A 17444-nucleotide genomic window follows, 5' to 3' on the forward strand; every position below is an offset into this window, starting at 1 on the left:
CGCGGCGCCGCGACCGGTGGGAACAAGGTAATGGCACCCTGTGCCACTCGTAAAGACACGCGGTGCCACCAGAGTGCGTGAGCCACGACACGCGTTCCGGTGGTGTGCCGGAGACGACCGAAGGCCCGTTCCCGAAACCGGGAACGGGCCTTCGATTCTGCTGTGACCTGCGTAAACCGCCTGGATTACACGGGATTCCGCTCCGCCAGGGCGGCTCGGATCGAATCCACCACCAGCTCCAGCGGTGCGTCCGTCCGGGCGACTGTGATCAGTACCTCACCGCCCGGGCTGGCACTCAGTGCGCTCACTGCTCCCAGCTCCTCTGGTGACCCTCCGTCACCGATGGCACCGGGTGCCAGCGAGGTTCCGCGCCGGCGGGCGCCGCTCGGCGGGGTCGGCCAGAAGGTGCCCCGGATCACCTCGAAGGAGTGGTCCAGCTGCGCCTCCACGTCGCCGTGGCCGCCCGCCCGCAGCCAGCGCCGCAGCACGTGGTTGTGGGCCGCGACCACCGCAGCCGCCGACACCTCCGCCAGCATCGAGTCGTCGTCGCCGCCGCGCTGCCAGCTCGGCGGGGTCTGCTCGGCCGCGTCGAACCGGCCCAGCAGGTACCGGGTGAACAGCCGCTCGTACCGGGAGACCACCGCGATCTCCCGCTCGCGCAGCGCCGGGACCTGCCGGATCAGCTGGTAGCGGGCCACCGACATCTCGGGCGTGGAGGCGTACATCCGCAGCACCTCCTTGATGCCGCGGCACACCACGTCCAGCGGGTGCTCCTCCGGCTCGGCGCTGGCCAGCAGGTCGGCCACCTGCACCAGGGTGTCGTCGTGGTCGGGGAAGATCGCCTCCTCCTTCGACCGGAAGTACCGGAAGAAGGTGCGCCGGGCCACCCCGGCGGCGGCCGCGATCTGATCGACCGTCGTCTCCTCGTAGCCCTGCGTGGCGAACAGCTCCATCGCCGCCGCCGTCAGGTCCTGGCGCATCTGCAGTCGCTGGGCGGCGGCCCGGCGGCTGCCCGGCCCGGACTCCACCCCCGACCGCGACGGGTCCGGCCCGGCGGCCGGCTGCTGCTGGGAGGGCGAGGTCTGGCGATCCATGTTCGGAACGCTACACGCACCCGGCACCGCGGCTGCGGGCCTGGCCCGGCGTACCGGCGCCGCGGGCGGCAGCACGGCCGGCCGCGGCCACCGCGCGGAGACCGCCCCCGACCCCCAAGGAGGCCGCGGGGCAAGCGGGTTGACCACCGGAGCGGGCCCCTGGCGGGGACCCTGGGCGCCCGGCTGGGCGCCCGTCGGCCGGCCGGTCATCGCCGTGCGTGGTCGCGGAAGCCGCGCCCGGTCTTGCGGCCCAGGCAGCCCGCCGCCACCAGGTGCTCCAGCAGCGGCGCCGCCGCCAGCCCCGGCTCGCGGAACTCCTGGTGCAGCACCTGCTCGATGGTCAGCGACACGTCCAGGCCCACCACGTCCAGCAGTTCGAACGGGCCCATCGGGTAGCCGCAGCCGAGCTTCATCGCGGTGTCGATGTCGTCCACCGTCGCGTAGTGCTCCTGCAGCATCCGCACCGCGTCGTTCAGGTAAGGGAACAGCAGGGCGTTGACGATGAAACCGGCCCGGTCGCCGCACTCCACCGGGTGCTTGCGGACCTTCGCGCACAGCTCCAGCACGGTCGCGGTGACGTCCTCCGCGGTGAGCACCGTGGAGACCACCTCGACCAGCTTCATGGCCGGCGCCGGGTTGAAGAAGTGCATGCCGACCACGTCCCGCGGCCGCCCGGTGGCGGTCGCGCAGGAGATCACCGGCAGCGAGGAGGTGGTGGTGGCCAGCACCGCGCCCGGCCGGACGATCTTGTCCAGCGCCGCGAACAGCTCGCGCTTGACCGCCAGGTCCTCGGCCACCGCCTCGACCACCAGGTCCACCTCGGCCAGGTCCTGGTACGAGCCGGTCGGGGTGACCAGCGCCAGCGCCGCGTCCCGGGCCTGCTCGGTCAGCCGGCCCTTCGCCACCGAACGCTCCAGCGACCTCGCCAGCTGCGCCTTCGCCGCGTCCGCCTTCTCCTGGCTGCGGGCCGCCAGCAGCACCGGCAGGCCCGCCTTGACGAACACCTCCACGATGCCGGTCGCCATCGTGCCGCTGCCGCACACGCCGATGCTCCGCACCTCGCGGCCGGCCGGACGCTGCTCCGCCGCCGCGGCCGCCTCCGCGACCACCTTCGACGAACCCGGGCCCTCGTAGGTGTAGAAGCCGCGGCCCGACTTGCGGCCCAGCAGGCCCGCCGCGACCAGCTGGCCGAGGATCGGCGCCGGGGCGTGCAGGCGGTCCTTCGACTGCTCGTACATCGCCTCCAACACGGTGCGGGCGGTGTCGATGCCGATCAGGTCCAGCAGCGCCAGCGGCCCCATCGGCAGGCCGCAGCCCAGCCGCATCGCCGCGTCGATGTCCTCCCGGGTCGCGTACCGGGACTCGAACATCGCCGCCGCCTGGTTCAGGTACGCGAACAGCAGGCCGTTGGCGATGAACCCGGCCCGGTCGCCCGCCGCCACCGGCTCCTTGCCCAGGTCGCGGGCGAACTCGGCGACCTGATCGGCCGCCTGAGGGGAGGTCAGCACCGTGCGCACCACCTCGACCAGCTTCATCGAGTGCACCGGGTTGAAGAAGTGCACGCCCAGCACCCGCTCCGGCCGCGAGGTCGCGGCGGCGATCCGGGTCACGCTCAGCGCGGTGGTCCCGGTCGCCAGCACCGTCTCCGGCGGGCAGATCCGGTCCAGCTCGGCGAACAGCTCCCGCTTCAGCTCGAGGTCCTCCGGGACCTCCTCGATCACCAGGTCCGCCTGCGCGGCCGCGGACAGCTCCGCGCCGACCTCGATCCGGGCCAGCAGCTGCGCCCGCTCCTCGGCGCCGAGCCGCTCACGCTCCACCGCCCGCGCCGTCGCCGCCTCGATCCGGGCCAGCGCCCGCACCGCCTGCTCGGGCCCGGCCTCGACGCCGATCACCCGCCGACCACTCCGGGCCACCGCCACGGCCACCCCGGCACCCATCGTGCCCAGGCCGACCACGGCCACCGTCGGAAAAGCACGCTCCATTGTCCAGACTCCTTGTCCAGGGCCCGCGCCGCGGCCCCCGCCACCACCGGCCGCGACAACGCGAACCCGGTGGAGGGTGTGGACGGGGGAGGGTGCGCCGACGGCGCGGGAGATAACGGGAGGAAAGATCGCGGCCCCCGCACGGCAGACCGGTCCGCTCCGGTCCGTACCGCGGGGGAAAGCCGTCATGCTCAGGCGCTCTGACAAGACGTGAAGCGACGCTGACACACAGCAGAAAGAGCAACCCGCCGGTGCGGCTCCCGAAGCCCGGCGCTGGTGCGTGCGGACACTGTAGCCGAGTTACCGGCGGGTAGGAAGAGCGAAGTGCGGCACGGGCATTGCTGCGTGCTCATACTGTGGCCGCAGCCCGCGAAGGAGGCCACCATGGCTGTCATGACGACCGAACACCCGCAGATGGACCTGGAGCAGTTCAGAGCGATCGCCATAGCTGCCGAGCGCCAAGACGTCGTGATCGAGTTCATCAACGGCAGGATCGGAGTCAAGCCGGTGCCCGACGGCGACCACGGCGAGATCATCAGGTGGGTTTCGAAGCGCTGCATGCAGCAGCGTCCGGATCTCTGGCTCTATGCCGAGCAGGGTCTCCGCGTTGAGGAGTACCGCGCCGGGCATGCGAAGCCCGACGGTGCTCTCGCGCGCGATGGTGCGTTCGCGGGCCAGGGCGAGTGGGCGGACTCCGAGCCGGTGCTGATGGTGGTCGAGGTGACGTCGTACGACGCCGACGCCGATCGGCGCGACCGGGTGGAGAAGCCGCGGGCCTACGCCGAGACCGGGATCCCGGTGTTCCTGCTGGTCGACCGGGACGCCGGTGCCGTGACGGTGCACAGCGAGCCGGAGGACGGCCGCTACCGGAGCATCGTGACGCTGTCGTACGGGCACACCGTCGAGCTGCCGGAGCCGGTGGGTGTGACGCTCGAGACGGAGGAGCTCAAGGAGTTCAGCCGCTGATGGCGGGAATGCCGAACGGCCCGTCCGGAGGGAACCGGGCGGGCCGTTCGGGTGTGCTGACGGGGTGTCAGTGGGCCATGACGGGGACGGCGTCCTCGGTGGCCTCGTCGGAGGCGTGGGGTGCGGGCTTGCCGGCGTTGACCAGGGTGAAGGCGGTGAGGCCGGCCAGGATCAGGATGCCGAAGGACCACCAGATCGCGGTGGAGTAGGAGTGCACCTGGACCTGCAGCTTGAACAGGTCGGGGTTGGTGGCGGCGGCGCCGTGCGCCTTGGCGTACGCGGTCGCGGCGCTGTTGGCGACGGTGCTCAGCAGCGCGGTGCCGATCGCGCCGCCGACCTGCTGCGAGGTGTTGACCATCGCCGAGGCGACACCGGCGTCCCGCGGCTGGACGCCGTAGGTGGCCAGGCTCATCGCGGGCATGAACGCGGTACCCATGCCGAGGCCCATCAGGACCAGGCCGGGCAGCACCTGCCAGTACGAGGTGCCGACGTCGATCTGGGTCAGGATCAGCATGCCCAGCGCGGCGACGAGGAAGCCGGGGGCCATCAGGAAGCGGGCCGGGACCCGGGTCATCAGGCGGGCGCCGATCTGGGTGGAGCCGGTGATCATGCCGGCCACCATCGGGAGGAAGGCCAGACCGTTCTTCACCGGGCTGTAGCCCAGCACCTGCTGCATGTAGAAGGTCAGGAACAGGAACAGGCCGAACATGCCGATCACGGCCATGCCGAGCGAGAGGTAGACGCCACCGCGGTTGCGGTCGGCGATCACGCGCAGCGGCAGCAGCGGGGCCTTGACCCGGCTCTCGACGAACACGAACGCGGCCAGCAGCACCGCGGCGGCGACGAACAGCGCGATGGTGGTGCCGTCGCCCCAGCCGTTGCTCTCGGCGCGGGTGAAGCCGTACACCAGCGAGACCAGGCCGGTGGTGACCAGCAGCACGCCCGGGATGTCCAGGCGGTTGCGGTTGAGGCCGACGGCGGGCTCACGGATGACCATGACGGCGCCGACGATGGCGATCACGGCGAACGGGATGTTGACGTAGAAGGTCCAGCGCCAGTTCAGGTACTCGGTGAGGACGCCGCCCAGGATCAGGCCGATCGCGCCGCCACCGCCGGCGACCGCGCCGTAGATGCCGAACGCCTTGGCGCGCTCCTTGCCGTCGGTGAACATCACCGCGAGCAGCGACAGCGCGGCGGGCGCGAGCAGCGCGCCGAACACGCCCTGCAGGGCGCGGGCGCCCAGCAGCATCGCGGTGTTGGCGGCCGCGCCGCCGAGGGCGGAGGCCGCCGCGAAGCCGATCAGGCCGACCATGAAGGTCCGGCGGCGGCCCCACAGGTCCGCGACCCGGCCGCCGAAGAGCAGCAGGCCGCCGAAGGCCAGGGCGTAGGCGGTGATCACCCATTGGCGGGTGCTGTCGGCGAAGCCGAGGTCGACCTGGGCGCTCGGGAGAGCGATGTTCACCACGGTCGCGTCGAGGACGACCATCAGCTGGGCCAGTGCGATGAAGGCCAGCGCCTTCCACCGGCGCGGGTCCGGCTGGAGGGTGTCAGACATGGAGGTACCCACTTGTGTGTGCGAGAGCGTACGAAGACGTCGAGGTCGTGCAGGGGCGGGCCGGAGCGGTTGACGGGCTCGGACCGGAAGTTCGGGTGTCCCGGCGGGCGGGCCGACGGGTCAGGCGCGGATCGAGAGGTCCTCCAGGGTCGCGGCACGGCCGGGCAGCTCGGACGGGGCGGGAGCCCGCAGGCCGTCGAGCAGGAGCTGCAGGTGACGATGGACGTAGGGGTCCAGGTCGAGGCAACCGAAGCCGGGGAGCGGTCGGGTGAGCTGGGCCAGGGCGACGACGACGTCGCCCGCTCCGACGTCGGAGCGGAGCAGACCGTCGGCCTGGGCGCGGGAGATCAGGTCGTCGGTGACCTGCTTCATCTCGACCCGCGCTTCGGAGAGTTCGGGGCAGTGCGGATCGACGGTGTCGGAGAGCAGCGGACAGAGCGCGCCGATCCGTTCGTCCGCCGCGGCGTGGACGAACCGGCTGAAGGCCGCGAAGGAGTCCGGCTCCTCGGCGGTGGCCGCGTGGGCGTGCGCCACGATCCGCTCCATCACCTGGAGCGAGACCTCCTGGATGAGCATGGCGCGGTCCGCGAAGTTCCGGTACAGCGTGGCGTTGCCGACACCGGCCCGGCGGGCGATCTCGTCCAGCGGGGCCATCGCCCCGTACTCGACGAAGGCCTCCCGGGCGGCGGTCACGATGCGCGCCCGGTTGCGGGTGGCGTCCGCGCGCTGGCGGGGCGCGGTGGCGACGGTGGTCATGACGGCGCTCCTTTCGAGCGGCGGACGGAGTGGGGAGCGACTCCCCGTTTCGGTGCGGACAGAGGGATAAACGGGGAGTAGGTCCCCGGAAATTTCGTCGGATCGTGTGAGCTGCGTCACATCTGATGATCCCAGTCGCGTCAGAGTGGTGCGTCCACGGACGAGTGACCCTGCGGCGCGGCCGCACGCCGCCACGCCGGAGGGTCGCCAGGATGGCCCCATGAGCACCGCCAAGCCCCGCACCGAGCGCGCCGCCGAGGCCCGGGTGGCCGCCACCCGGATCGAAGCCGAGGGGGTGGACGGCGTGATCATCAGCTGGGTGGACAACGCCGGCGTCACCCGGGTCAAGACCGTACCGGTGCGTGGCCTGGAGGCCGCCGCCCAGTGGGGCGTCGGCGCCGCGCCCTGCTTCGACGCCTTCCTGGTCGACGACTCGCTCGCCCCGTCCGGCGGGCCGGTCGGCGACCTCCGGCTGATCCCCGACCTCGCCGCGCTGCACCGCCTGGCCGCCCAGCCCGGCTGGGCCTGGGCCCCCGGCGACCGCTACACCCAGCAGGGCGACCCGCACCCCGGCTGCCAGCGGCTGTTCGCCCGCCGGATGACCGACGCGCTCGCCGAACGCGGACTGACCGTACTGGCCGGCATCGAGGTCGAGTGGGTGGTGGACGGCGGCGCCCCCGGCCCCGCGTACGGCATGCGCCGGGTGATCGGCAACAGCGACTACCTGCGCGACCTGCTGCGCGCGCTGCGCGAGCAGGAGCTGACCGTCCTGCAACTGCACCCCGAGTACACCGACGGGCAGTTCGAGCTCTCGGTCGCGCCGGAAGGCCCGGTGGAGGCCGCCGACACCGCACTGCTGGTGCGCGGCACCGTGCAGGCGGTCTCCGCCCGGCACGGCCTGCAGGCCAGCTTCGCCCCCGTCTTCACCGCAGGGGGCGTCGGCAACGGCGGCCACCTGCACCTCAGCCTCTGGCGGGACGGCCACAACCTCGGCCACGGCGGCGCCGGACCGTACGGCCTGACCCGGGAGGCCGAGGCGTTCCTCGCGGGCGTGCTCGCCGAACTGCCCGCGCTGCTCGCCCTCGGCGCCCCGTCCGTCGCCAGCTACCTGCGGCTGGTGCCCGGCCACTGGTCCGGGCCGCACCGCTGCTGGGGACTGGAGAACCGGGAAGCCGCGCTACGGCTGATCACCGGCTCGGCACCCGAGCAGGCCAACGCCGAGGTCAAGTGCTTCGACGCCGCCGCCAACCCCTACCTCGCCGTCGGCGGCGTCCTGGCCGCCGGACTGGCCGGACTCGGCGCCGCGCTGCACCTCCCCGCCGAGACCACCGGCGACCCCGACGGTGCGGCCGAGCGGCTCCCCGCCACCCTCGACCAGTCCGTCGAGGCGCTGCGCAAGTCCGCGGTGCTCCGCGAGGCGATGGGCGAGCAGCTCTGGCAGTCCGTGATCGACGTCCGCGAGGCCGAGATCGCCCGCTTCGCCGACAGCGGCCCCGAGGAGATCGTCGCGGCCACCCGCTGGCGCTACTGACGCCCCGTCACCGGGCGACCCGCCCGCCATGGCCTGTCGCGGCGGACCGATAGCATCCGGGACCGCGGGGAGACACGCGTCGGTGGGGGAGCGGATGTTCTGGATCGGGTTGCTGTTGTTCGCGGGCGTGGGCTTCGAGCTCGGCCTGGTGCTGGAGGGGGCGACCGGGCTCGGGGACGCCTCCGGGGTCGCGCCGTTCGTGATCGGGGTCAACCTGGTGCCGTGGACGGGGGTGCTGGCCGGCGGGGCGCTGTGGGCCGGGAGCGAGAAGCGCCGCGGAGTGGCGGCCGGCCCCAAGTCGCCCGCCCTGGCCCGAGTGGAGAGTGCCCGGGCGACCGGCGACGGGCCGAACCACACCGTGAAGCTCGACCTGACGGTGGCCCCGAAGGGCGTCGCGCCGTACCGGGTGCACACCACCGCGCGGGTCAACGTGATGGACCTGGACGGCTACAAGGCCGGCCGGACGCTGGACGTGTCCTACGACCCGCAGCGCCCCTGGAAGGTCGAGGTCGCCGCGCTCGCCGAGAACGCCCCGCAGGTACCGCTGGACGGCGCCCCGGAGTCCACCCGGGCGTCCGAGCCGCCCACCGCCCGCCGGCGCGGCGTGCTGCCCGCCGCGGCGATTGCCCTGCTGCTCGGGTTCGGGCTCTACTTCTCGCTGTACTGGGGGAGTTGAGCGGTCTCGAGGGCCGGCTCGTGCAGCGCCATCGACTCGGTGTCGGCCCGGCACAGGGTCAGGCCGCGGACCGGGTGGAAGTGCAGCCGCAGTTTGGACGCGTCCCGCTGGGCGTACAGCACCACCGCGCCGGAGTCGCTGCGGTCCCGCGCCAACCGCCAGCCCGCCAGCAGGGACTCGGCGCGCTCCAGCAGGCCGGGGCCGTTCGGCGGCGGGTCGAGGGCGACCTGGCGGTAGTAGGCGAAGGTGCGCGGGTCGCCGAGCGCCGTCAGGTCGGGGTGCTCGGGCAGCTCCGCGACCGGGGCCCGGCCGGGGGCCAGCGCCTCCAGCAGGGCGGCGAACTCGGCGAACAGCCGCTCGCCGCGCCGCCGCAGCTCCTCCCGCGCACCGGGTATCTCCGCACCGCCCGTCATGCCGCCCGCCCCTCGCCTCGACGTTCCGTCAGCGGCCCGGCGCCTTCCGGGATGGTGCTCGGGCCGCGCCGGGCGAGCAGATTGTAGGCCGCGGCGATGACGAAAACAGCACCGCCGACCGACCCGCCGGTGTGGTTCACCCGCTGTTCACCACGGCCCGGCGGGCGGCCGGCGGTACGTCAGTTCACCGCGAGCAGGTGGTTCTTGAGGCCCTGGCCGAAGGCGGTCGGGGTGCCGTCGAAGGAGGAGATCAGCGACGGGCCCTGGCCGCAGTCCCAGGTGTTCCAGGTCCAGCCGAGGTAGGAGACCCTGGCCGCGTCGGCCCAGGACATCACCTGGTCGACGAAGGAGTGGGCGCAGTCGTTCTCGCCGATCTCGCCGATCACCACCGGGACCTGGGCGGCCAGCGGAGCCACCGTCGAGCTCCAGCAGGACTGGTTGGCACAGGTGTTGAAGTTGTACACGTGCCAGGAGGCGGCCAGGTTGCCGGTCGCGTCGGTCGGCTTGTGGGAGAGCCACTGGCCGAGGTCGTTGGAGTAGGCGAGGCCGCCGAGCAGGATGACGTTCTTCGCGCCGGTGGTGCGCACCGCGTTGACCAGGGTCTGCATGCCGCTGACCGGGTAGCCGATGCCGGGGCAGGCGCTGCCGCCGTCCCGCCAGCAGTTCCACGCCTGGTCGAGGCCGGAGACCGCGCGGTCCGCGTACGGCTCGTTCAGTAGGTCGAAGACGACCGAGGTGTCGCCCTTGAAGGTGTCGGCGACCGAGCTCCAGAAGGTCGCCGCGCCCGCGCCCGGCATCGGCTTCTGGCAGGTGGAGTTGACGTCCGCGCAGCCGGAGGAGTTGCCGGTGTAGACGCCCGAGGTCCAGTGCAGGTCGATGATCGGGGTGAGCCCGGCGTCCCGCAGCGCGGCGACGAAGTTCTTCACCGCGGTGCGGTAGTTCTCGCCCGCGTACTCGGGCTTGACATTCGAAGCGCCGTTCCAGCAGTCCTCGTTGACGGGGACTCGGACGGCGTTGGCCTTCCAGCCCTTGATCGCGGCGATCGAGGCGGCGTCCACCGGGCCGTCGGTGAAGCCGTAGCCCTGGACGCACATGAACTCCATGCCGGAGCGGTTCACGCCGCGCAGGATCACCTGCGAACCGGCCGCGTTCACCAGGGCGTTGCCCGAGACGTGCAGCTCGGGCGCCTTGCCGGAGCCGGTGCCGGTGCTGCCGGACGGCGACGGCGACGACGACGGTGAGGCGGACGCGGAGGGGGAGGCCGACGGGGAGGACGAAGCGGAGGGCGAGGCAGAAGCCGAGGGGGATGCGGAGGGCGAGGGAGAGGGCGACGGCGACGATCCCGCGCCGGTGCAGGCCGTCCCGTTGACGGTGAACGCGGTCGGGGCCGCGTTGCCGCCGCTGTAGGAGAAGTTGGCGCCCGCGCTCGCCGATCCGCCGACCGCGAGGGTGCCGTTCCAGGAGGCGTTGGTGACGGTGACCGTCTTGCCGGACTGGCTCCAGGTGCCGTTCCAGCCGCTGGAGAGCGTCTGGTTGCCGGCGTAGGAGTAGCCGAGGGTCCAGCCGTCGATCGCGGTGGTTCCGGTGTTCGTAAGTTTCACGGTGGCGGTGAAGCCGGTGCCCCAGTCGTTGCCGACGGTGTAGTCGACGGAACACTGGACCCCGGCCGCTGCCGCGGGACCCGCGCCGGTGAGCGCGAGGGTGGCCGCTGCGGTCGCGGCCAGCGCCGAGACCAGCGCTGTGGTGGTGGTGCGGACAGTCATGTCCGGCTCCTCGAAGGAGTGGCGAAATGGGCGCGCTCCCACAAGCCCGCCCCGAACCCTAGCCAGGGGTAAGGGAGTTGCCAACACTCGGGGCTGCGACGTCTCTTGACAGTCGGCATGCCCCTCCCGATATTTGGGAGCGCTCCCACAGCTCCACAGCTTCACCGTTCTCCATGGAGACTCCCCCACCCACCCCCACCCGAGGAGCCGTCATGTCCCCACCCCGCAACCGGGTCTCGGCGTTCACCGCAGCTCTGACACTGCTGGCCGCCGGCCTCTCCACGGCGGCCGCCGTCCCGGCCGCCGCCGCCGGCCTCCAGTGTTCCGTCGACTACACGGTCGGCACCGACTGGGGCAGCGGCTTCACCGCCAACGTGGCGATCAACAACAAGGGCACCGCCGCGATCAACGGCTGGACCCTCAGCTACTCCTACGCCGGCAACCAGACGCTCTCCAGCGGCTGGAACGGCACCTGGAGCCAGTCCGGCAAGACGGTCACCGTCGCCAACGCCTCCTGGAACGGGACCATCGCGGCCGGCGGATCGACCAGCGCGGGCGCCAACTTCTCGTACAGCGGGACGAACGCCGCCCCCACCTCGTTCGCGGTCAACGGGACCAGCTGCACGGGTGCGCACGCGGCTCCGACCACCACGCTGACCAGCCCGGCCCCGGGCGCCAACTACCAGTCCGGCGCGGCCATCCCGCTGGCGGCGACCGCCACCGCGGCGGACGGCGCGGCCATCAGCAAGGTGGAGTTCTACGACAACACCGCGCTGCTGGGCACCGCCACCACCGCGCCGTACACCTTCAACTGGAGCGGCGCCGCGGCCGGCAGCCACTCGGTCTACGCCAAGGCGTACGACAGCCTCGGCGCGAGCAGCGAGTCGACCCCGGCGGGCATCACCGTCGCGGCCGGTCCGGCGATCTCCGCCACCCCGGTGAGCCTCTCGGTCAACCAGGGCAAGACCGGCAGCTTCACCCTGAAGCTGTCGAGCCAGCCCGCCGCGAACGTCACCGTCACCACCACCCGCACCTCGGGCAACACCGGACTGTCCATCAGCTCCGGGGCGACGCTGACCTTCACGCCGAGCAACTGGTCCACCGCGCAGACCGTGACGCTCACCGCCGACGCCGCCTCCACGGGCGCCGCGACCTTCACCTCCGCCGCCACCGGGTACACCTCCTCGGCGGTCACCGTGACCGAGCTGACCGCGGCCACCGGCGTGTACAACGACCGGTTCCTGCAGCTGTACAACAAGATCAAGGACCCGGCGAACGGCTACTTCTCGCCCGAGGGCATCCCCTACCACTCGGTGGAGACCCTGCTGGTCGAGGCCCCCGACCAGGGCCACGAGACCACCTCGGAGGCGTACTCCTACCTGCTCTGGCTGGAGGCCCAGTACGGCCGGGTGTCCCAGGACTGGTCGAAGTTCAACGCGGCATGGACGCTCATGGAGACGTACATGATCCCGGGCCACGCCGACCAGCCGACCAACTCCTCGTACAACGCGTCGAAGCCGGCCACCTACGCCCCCGAGCACCCGCTGCCGAGCGACTACCCGTCGGCGCTGGACACCTCGGTGACGGCGGGCAACGACCCGATCGCCGGTGAGCTGAAGAGCGCGTACGGCACCGACGACATCTACGGCATGCACTGGCTGCAGGACGTCGACAACGTCTACGGCTACGGCAACGCGCCCGGCAAGTGCGAGGCCGGTCCGAGCGACACCGGGCCGTCCTTCATCAACACCTACCAGCGCGGCGCGCAGGAGTCGGTGTGGGAGACCATCCCGCAGCCCACCTGCGACAAGTTCGCCTACGGCGGCAAGAACGGCTACCTGGACCTGTTCGTCAAGGACAGCTCCTACGCCAAGCAGTGGAAGTACACCGACGCGCCGGACGCCGACGCCCGCGCGATCCAGGCCGCCTACTGGGCGGACACCTGGGCCAAGGCGCAGGGCCAGGGCTCGCAGGTGGCCACCACCGTGGCCAAGGCCGGCAAGATGGGCGACTACCTGCGGTACTCGTTCTTCGACAAGTACTTCAAGAAGATCGGCAACTGCGTCGGTGCCTCCACCTGCGCGGCGGGCAACGGCAAGGACTCCGAGCACTACCTGCTCTCCTGGTACTACGCCTGGGGCGGCGCCACCGACACCTCGGCCGCCTGGTCCTGGCGGATCGGCGACGGCGCGGCGCACGGCGGCTACCAGAACCCGATGGCCGCGTACGCCCTGGTGAACGACCCGGCCATGGCGCCCAAGTCGACCACCGGCAAGACCGACTGGACCACCTCGATGGGCCGTCAGGTCGAGTTCGTGCAGTGGCTGCAGTCCGCCGAGGGCGCGATCGCCGGCGGTGCCACCAACAGCTGGGAGGGCAGCTACGCCGCCCCGCCGGCCGGCACCCCGACCTTCTACGGGATGTTCTACGACGAGGCGCCGGTCTACCACGACCCGCCGTCCAACCAGTGGTTCGGCTTCCAGACCTGGGGTCTGGAGCGGATGGCCGAGTACTACTACGCGAGCGGCGACACCAAGGCCAAGGCGATCCTGGACAAGTGGGTGACCTGGGCGCTGTCCCAGACCACCTTCAACGCGGACGGCAGCTACAAGATCCCGTCCACCCTGGCCTGGAGCGGCAAGCCGGACACCTGGAACGCCACCAGCCCCGGCGCCAACACCGGCCTGCACGTGAGCGTCGTCGACTACACCAACGACGTGGGCGTGGCCGGCTCGTACGCCAAGCTGCTCTCCTACTACGCGGCGAAGTCCGGCAACACCTCGGCCAAGACCGCGGCGCAGAAGCTGCTCGACGGCATGTGGTCCACCAGCCAGGACGCGCTGGGCATCTCGGTGCCCGAGACCCGCACCGACTACAAGCGGTTCAACGACTCGGTCTCGGTGCCGAGCGGCTGGACCGGCACGATGCCCAACGGTGACCCGATCAACAGCAGCTCGACCTTCCTGTCGATCCGGTCCTGGTACAAGAACGACCCGTCGTTCGCCAAGGTCCAGAGCTACCTGAACGGCGGGGCCGCGCCGACGTTCACGTACCACCGGTTCTGGGCGCAGGCCGACGTCGCGACGGCGATGGCGACCTACGGGGAGCTGTTCGGCGGCTGAACCACCTGACGTGCCGTCAGAACAGCGCGAGTGCCCGGTCCGACTGACAGCGGACCGGGCACTCGCCCGTTCTGCGCAGATTGCGCGTCAAGTCTTGATTTTTATCATATGACCTCAATAGTCTCCGGCCCACTCAGCGCTTTCGATCACCCTCGATCGCGCCTGCCGAGACTCGGGAGGGTCAACCCCTATGAGAGTTCCCCGGATCAGCCGCACTTCACTCGCCGCGGCGACGGTCGCCCTCGCCACCACAGGAGCGCTCGCGCTTCCCGCGGTCAGCGCGTCGGCCGCCACCGCGGACGGCCCGCTGCTCAGCTATGTGGTCAACACCCGGGCCAACCACGGCCAGACCCAGAAGGCCGAGCGCGAGATCGCGGCGGCCGGCGGCACCGTGGTGGCCTCCTACGAGCAGATCGGCGTCATCGTCGCCCGCTCCACCGACCCCGGCTTCGCCGCGAAGCTCCGGACGTCCAAGACCATCGACTCGGTCGGTGCCAGCCGCACCGCCGGCATCCAGGCCGCCGACGTCGAGTCCACGGTCGAGGAGGCGGACGTCCCCACCGCCGCGCCCGCCGACGGCACCGAGCCGCTCTGGGCCAACCAGTGGGACATGCGGCAGATCGGCGTGGACACCGCGCACAAGACCACCCTGGGCAGCCGCTCCGTGGTGGTCGGCGTGCTCGACTCCGGCATCGACGGCACCCACGAGGACCTCGCCGCCAACGTCGACCCCGCGCTCTCCGCCTCCTGCCTCAGCGGCAAGGCCGACACCAGCTGGCAGTCCTGGCAGCCCACCAGCAGCGACCACGGCACCCACGTGGCCGGCACCATCGCCGCCGCCAAGAACGGCAAGGGCGTCGAGGGCATCGCGCCCGGCGTCCGGCTCGCCGCGGTCAAGGTGGTCGACGACGGCGGCTTCATCTACCCCGAGTACGCGATCTGCGGCTTCGTCTGGGCCGGCGAGCACCACTTCAAGGTCACCAACAACAGCTACTACATCGACCCGTGGATGTTCAACTGCGCCGGCGACCCCGACCAGGGCGCGGTCAGCGAGGCGGTCCGCCGCGCCGTCGACTTCTCCCGCCGCAACGGCGTGCTCAACGTCGCCGCCGCGGGCAACGAGAACATCGACCTGGCGCACAAGACCGTCGACACCAGCAGCCCCGACGACACCACCCCCGGCGACCGGCCGATCGACCAGAGCTGCCTCGACCTGCCCGCCGAACTGCCCGGCGTGGTCGCGGTCTCCTCCGTCGGCGTCAAGGGCGACAAGTCGTACTACTCCAGCTACGGCCTGGGCACGGTGGCCGTGGCCGCCCCCGGCGGCGACGCGCGCTACCAGCTGCCGGACACCCCCGACCACAACGGCCGGGTGCTCTCCACCATCCGCGGCAACAAGTACGCCTACATGCAGGGCACCTCGATGGCCTCCCCGCACGTCACCGGCGTCGCCGCGCTGCTCGCCTCCACCCACCCGTGGGCCGGCCCCGACGAGCTGCGCGCCCTGCTGGTGAAGCAGGCCGACCCGCACGCCTGCCCCGCCGGCGTGTACAACCCGGGCGGCACCGGCGCGTGGAACGCGACCTGCGAGGGCGACACCGCGAACAACGGCTTCTACGGCGCCGGCGTGGTCTCCGCCGCCAAGGCCGCCGACTGGTGGCGGAGCTGACGTAGCGTCGACCGGTCCCGGCGCGTCGCGCGGTGCGTCACTCGCCGCCGACGTGCCGGGACCAGTCCGCCTCGACCGGGGCCAGCCCCGCCCGGTTCGGCACCTGCTTCAGCCAGTTCGGACGGGCCGCCAGCCGCGCGGCGGCGGCCCGCTCCTCCGCGGCCCGGATCTGCTCCGGCGTGGCGAACCCCTCCGGCAGCCAGGCCGCCGAGTGCTCCACCCGGGCCGCCAGGTGCTCCACGTACGCGTCGCGCACCGCCGCGGGGGAGTCGAAGCCGGGCTCGTCGGCGAGCCAGGCGTCCGGCACCGAGGCGGTGACCTCGCGCAGCAGCTCGCGGGTGACCAGGGGGGCCAGTGCGGCGTCCGCCGCGGCCAGGTCCGGGCCGTAGCCGCCCAGCGCGTGGCCGCTCAGGTCGTAGCGCTTGTGCACCGAGGCGTGGGCGGAGGACCAGCGGTGATGGAAGATCAGCCCCGCGCCGTTGTCGATCAGCCAGAGCCGCCCGTGCCACACCATCAGGTTCGGGTTGTGCACGCTGCGGTCCACGTTGCCGGTCAGCGCGTCCAGCCACACCACCCGGCCGGCCTCGGCCGGCGAGACGTCGATCATGCCCGGCGTGAAGTCCCGGGCGCCCGGCAGCAGGTCCATCCCGAGATTGCGCCCGGCGCTCGCCCGCAGCAGGTCCTGGATCTCCTGGTCCGGCTCCGCCGCGGCCACCGCCGGGTCGAAGTCCACCAGCACCAGCGGAGGCACCCGCAATCCCAGCCGCCGCGCCAGCTCCCCCACGATCACCTCGGCCACCAGCGCCTTCACCCCCTGCGCGGCGCCGGTGAACTTCACCACGTACGTGCCCAGATCGTCCGCCTCCACCACCCCGGGCACCGACCCCCCGGCCCGCAACGGATCGACATACCGCACCGCGGTCACCACATCGAGCATCCGCCCACCCTAATTCGTCGTCAGCGGATCGGCCGACCCAGGGGCCACGCGTCGCAGTCCGACGGCACAACGCGGAGCATGAACGACATCGCCCCCGGACCCGAGATGGTCTGGGCCGAGTCCGGCGGCGGCCCACTGGTCGTCGTCCCCGCGTCCTCGCTGCACCACTGGGGCGGCTGCACCCCGAACGGCTCGACGCTCGGCGGCGGCCCACCGGACGACTACGACCGGGCCTGCGCGATCGAGGACTACGCCGGGGTGGTCACGGCGGAGGCCGTCCTGGACGACCCGGCGGCCCCGTGGGAGGACAGCGGAGTCCGGGTCACCGACGGGCCTGCCCTGCGTTCCACTCCTCGGCCGGCGAGTCCACCTGGGTCGGGGTGGTGCACCTTCGTCGGGAGGCGTGAGAGGGCCCGGGTTTGGTGGTCGGGGGTGGCGGTGGTTGGCTTGGCGCGGTAGGTGACCGTCGACTGCGTGATCGAGGAGAAGTGAGCTGATGGGCAAGGTGTACGCCACCACCGAGCGGGTGTACCAGGCCGCGCCGGCCCGGGTGTACGAGGCGCTGGCGGACTACGCGGTGACCCGGCCGAAGCTGCTGCCCGCGCAGTACAGCGAGTACGAGGTGCGGGCCGGGGGCACCGGCGCGGGGACCCAGGTGCACTGGCGGCTGCAGGCGACCGAGAAGCGGGTGCGGGACTGCCTGTTCACGGTCTCCGCGCCGAGCCCGGAGAAGCTGGTGGAGACCGACGGCAACTCCTCGATGGTGATCACCTGGACGGTGTCCTCGGTCGGCGAGGACGCCGCCAAGGTGACCGTCGAGGCGAGCTGGACCGGCGCCGGCGGCATCGGCGGGTTCTTCGAGCGGACCTTCGCCCCGAAGGGCCTGAACCGGATCCACGACCAGGTGCTCGCCAACCTGGCGGCCGAACTCGGCTGACCCCGAAGCAGAACCGGACACCCGTACGGCTCGTCAGCCGTAC

Annotated in this window: 15 protein-coding genes; 7 read left to right on the forward strand and 8 right to left on the reverse strand. The window is 72.0% G+C overall.

What is annotated here, in order from left to right; genetic code table 11:
- Positions 1–185: 185 nt before the first annotated feature.
- A complete protein-coding gene (locus ACWD4U_RS15465) occupies positions 186–1094 on the reverse strand; it encodes a TetR family transcriptional regulator (protein ID WP_363456054.1) in 909 nt (302 codons plus the stop codon).
- Between the two features lie 206 nt (positions 1095–1300).
- Positions 1301–3076: a 3-hydroxyacyl-CoA dehydrogenase family protein gene (locus ACWD4U_RS15470; RefSeq protein WP_363456052.1), complete on the reverse strand. Its 1776-nt coding sequence runs from the start codon at positions 3074–3076 to the stop codon at positions 1301–1303.
- Positions 3077–3460: 384 nt separating this feature from the next.
- On the opposite strand from ACWD4U_RS15470, the gene ACWD4U_RS15475 reads away from it, so the two are divergent.
- Complete coding sequence (locus ACWD4U_RS15475; protein WP_363456050.1) at positions 3461–4042, forward strand: Uma2 family endonuclease; 582 nt, start codon at positions 3461–3463, stop codon at positions 4040–4042.
- Positions 4043–4109: 67 nt separating this feature from the next.
- Here ACWD4U_RS15475 and ACWD4U_RS15480 read toward each other — a convergent pair whose 3' ends face one another.
- Both ACWD4U_RS15480 and ACWD4U_RS15485 read right to left on the reverse strand, forming a co-directional pair.
- Positions 4110–5597 carry an MFS transporter gene (locus tag ACWD4U_RS15480; RefSeq protein ID WP_363456047.1) on the reverse strand — a complete coding sequence of 496 codons (1488 nt, stop codon included), beginning with the start codon at positions 5595–5597 and terminating at the stop codon, positions 4110–4112.
- Positions 5598–5717: 120 nt separating this feature from the next.
- Positions 5718–6353 (reverse strand): TetR/AcrR family transcriptional regulator, encoded by a 636-nt coding sequence (locus tag ACWD4U_RS15485; RefSeq protein ID WP_363456044.1) that lies wholly within the window; start codon positions 6351–6353, stop codon positions 5718–5720.
- A 220-nt stretch (positions 6354–6573) separates the two neighbouring features.
- On the opposite strand from ACWD4U_RS15485, the gene ACWD4U_RS15490 reads away from it, so the two are divergent.
- Positions 6574–7884: a glutamine synthetase family protein gene (locus tag ACWD4U_RS15490; RefSeq protein ID WP_363456041.1), complete on the forward strand. Its 1311-nt coding sequence runs from the start codon at positions 6574–6576 to the stop codon at positions 7882–7884.
- A 94-nt stretch (positions 7885–7978) separates the two neighbouring features.
- Positions 7979–8560, forward strand: coding sequence for a hypothetical protein (locus ACWD4U_RS15495; protein WP_363456038.1), 582 nt, complete (start codon positions 7979–7981; stop codon positions 8558–8560).
- On the opposite strand, the gene ACWD4U_RS15500 is transcribed toward ACWD4U_RS15495, so the two are convergent.
- The 3 genes from ACWD4U_RS15500 to ACWD4U_RS15510 are packed head-to-tail and all read right to left on the reverse strand — an operon-like array spanning position 8533 to position 10736.
- A complete protein-coding gene (locus ACWD4U_RS15500) occupies positions 8533–8973 on the reverse strand; it encodes a hypothetical protein (protein WP_363456035.1) in 441 nt (146 codons plus the stop codon). The two genes, ACWD4U_RS15495 and ACWD4U_RS15500, sit on opposite strands and share 28 nt — an antisense overlap.
- Positions 8970–9113 (reverse strand): hypothetical protein, encoded by a 144-nt coding sequence (locus ACWD4U_RS15505; RefSeq protein WP_363456033.1) that lies wholly within the window; start codon positions 9111–9113, stop codon positions 8970–8972. Before ACWD4U_RS15505 ends, ACWD4U_RS15500 begins: the two co-directional genes overlap by 4 nt.
- Positions 9114–9152: 39 nt before the next feature.
- Positions 9153–10736 carry a cellulase family glycosylhydrolase gene (locus tag ACWD4U_RS15510; RefSeq protein WP_363456030.1) on the reverse strand — a complete coding sequence of 528 codons (1584 nt, stop codon included), beginning with the start codon at positions 10734–10736 and terminating at the stop codon, positions 9153–9155.
- Between the two features lie 212 nt (positions 10737–10948).
- Here ACWD4U_RS15510 and ACWD4U_RS15515 point away from each other — a divergent pair, with 212 nt between their 5' ends.
- Both ACWD4U_RS15515 and ACWD4U_RS15520 read left to right on the forward strand, forming a co-directional pair.
- Positions 10949–13858 carry a glycoside hydrolase family 48 protein gene (locus tag ACWD4U_RS15515; protein WP_363456027.1) on the forward strand — a complete coding sequence of 970 codons (2910 nt, stop codon included), beginning with the start codon at positions 10949–10951 and terminating at the stop codon, positions 13856–13858.
- Positions 13859–14048: 190 nt separating this feature from the next.
- Positions 14049–15527: a S8 family peptidase gene (locus ACWD4U_RS15520; protein WP_363456024.1), complete on the forward strand. Its 1479-nt coding sequence runs from the start codon at positions 14049–14051 to the stop codon at positions 15525–15527.
- Positions 15528–15564: 37 nt separating this feature from the next.
- On the opposite strand, the gene ACWD4U_RS15525 is transcribed toward ACWD4U_RS15520, so the two are convergent.
- Positions 15565–16464 carry a HipA family kinase gene (locus ACWD4U_RS15525; protein WP_363456022.1) on the reverse strand — a complete coding sequence of 300 codons (900 nt, stop codon included), beginning with the start codon at positions 16462–16464 and terminating at the stop codon, positions 15565–15567.
- A gap of 78 nt (positions 16465–16542) precedes the next feature.
- Here ACWD4U_RS15525 and ACWD4U_RS15530 point away from each other — a divergent pair, with 78 nt between their 5' ends.
- Positions 16543–16923, forward strand: a complete 381-nt coding sequence (locus ACWD4U_RS15530) for an Imm21 family immunity protein (protein ID WP_363456019.1) — start codon at positions 16543–16545, stop codon at positions 16921–16923.
- A gap of 37 nt (positions 16924–16960) precedes the next feature.
- Positions 16961–17401, forward strand: coding sequence for an SRPBCC family protein (locus ACWD4U_RS15535; RefSeq protein WP_363456017.1), 441 nt, complete (start codon positions 16961–16963; stop codon positions 17399–17401).
- The last annotated feature ends 43 nt before the right edge of the window (positions 17402–17444 follow it).

Source organism: Kitasatospora sp. NPDC002522 (genome assembly GCF_053595195.1).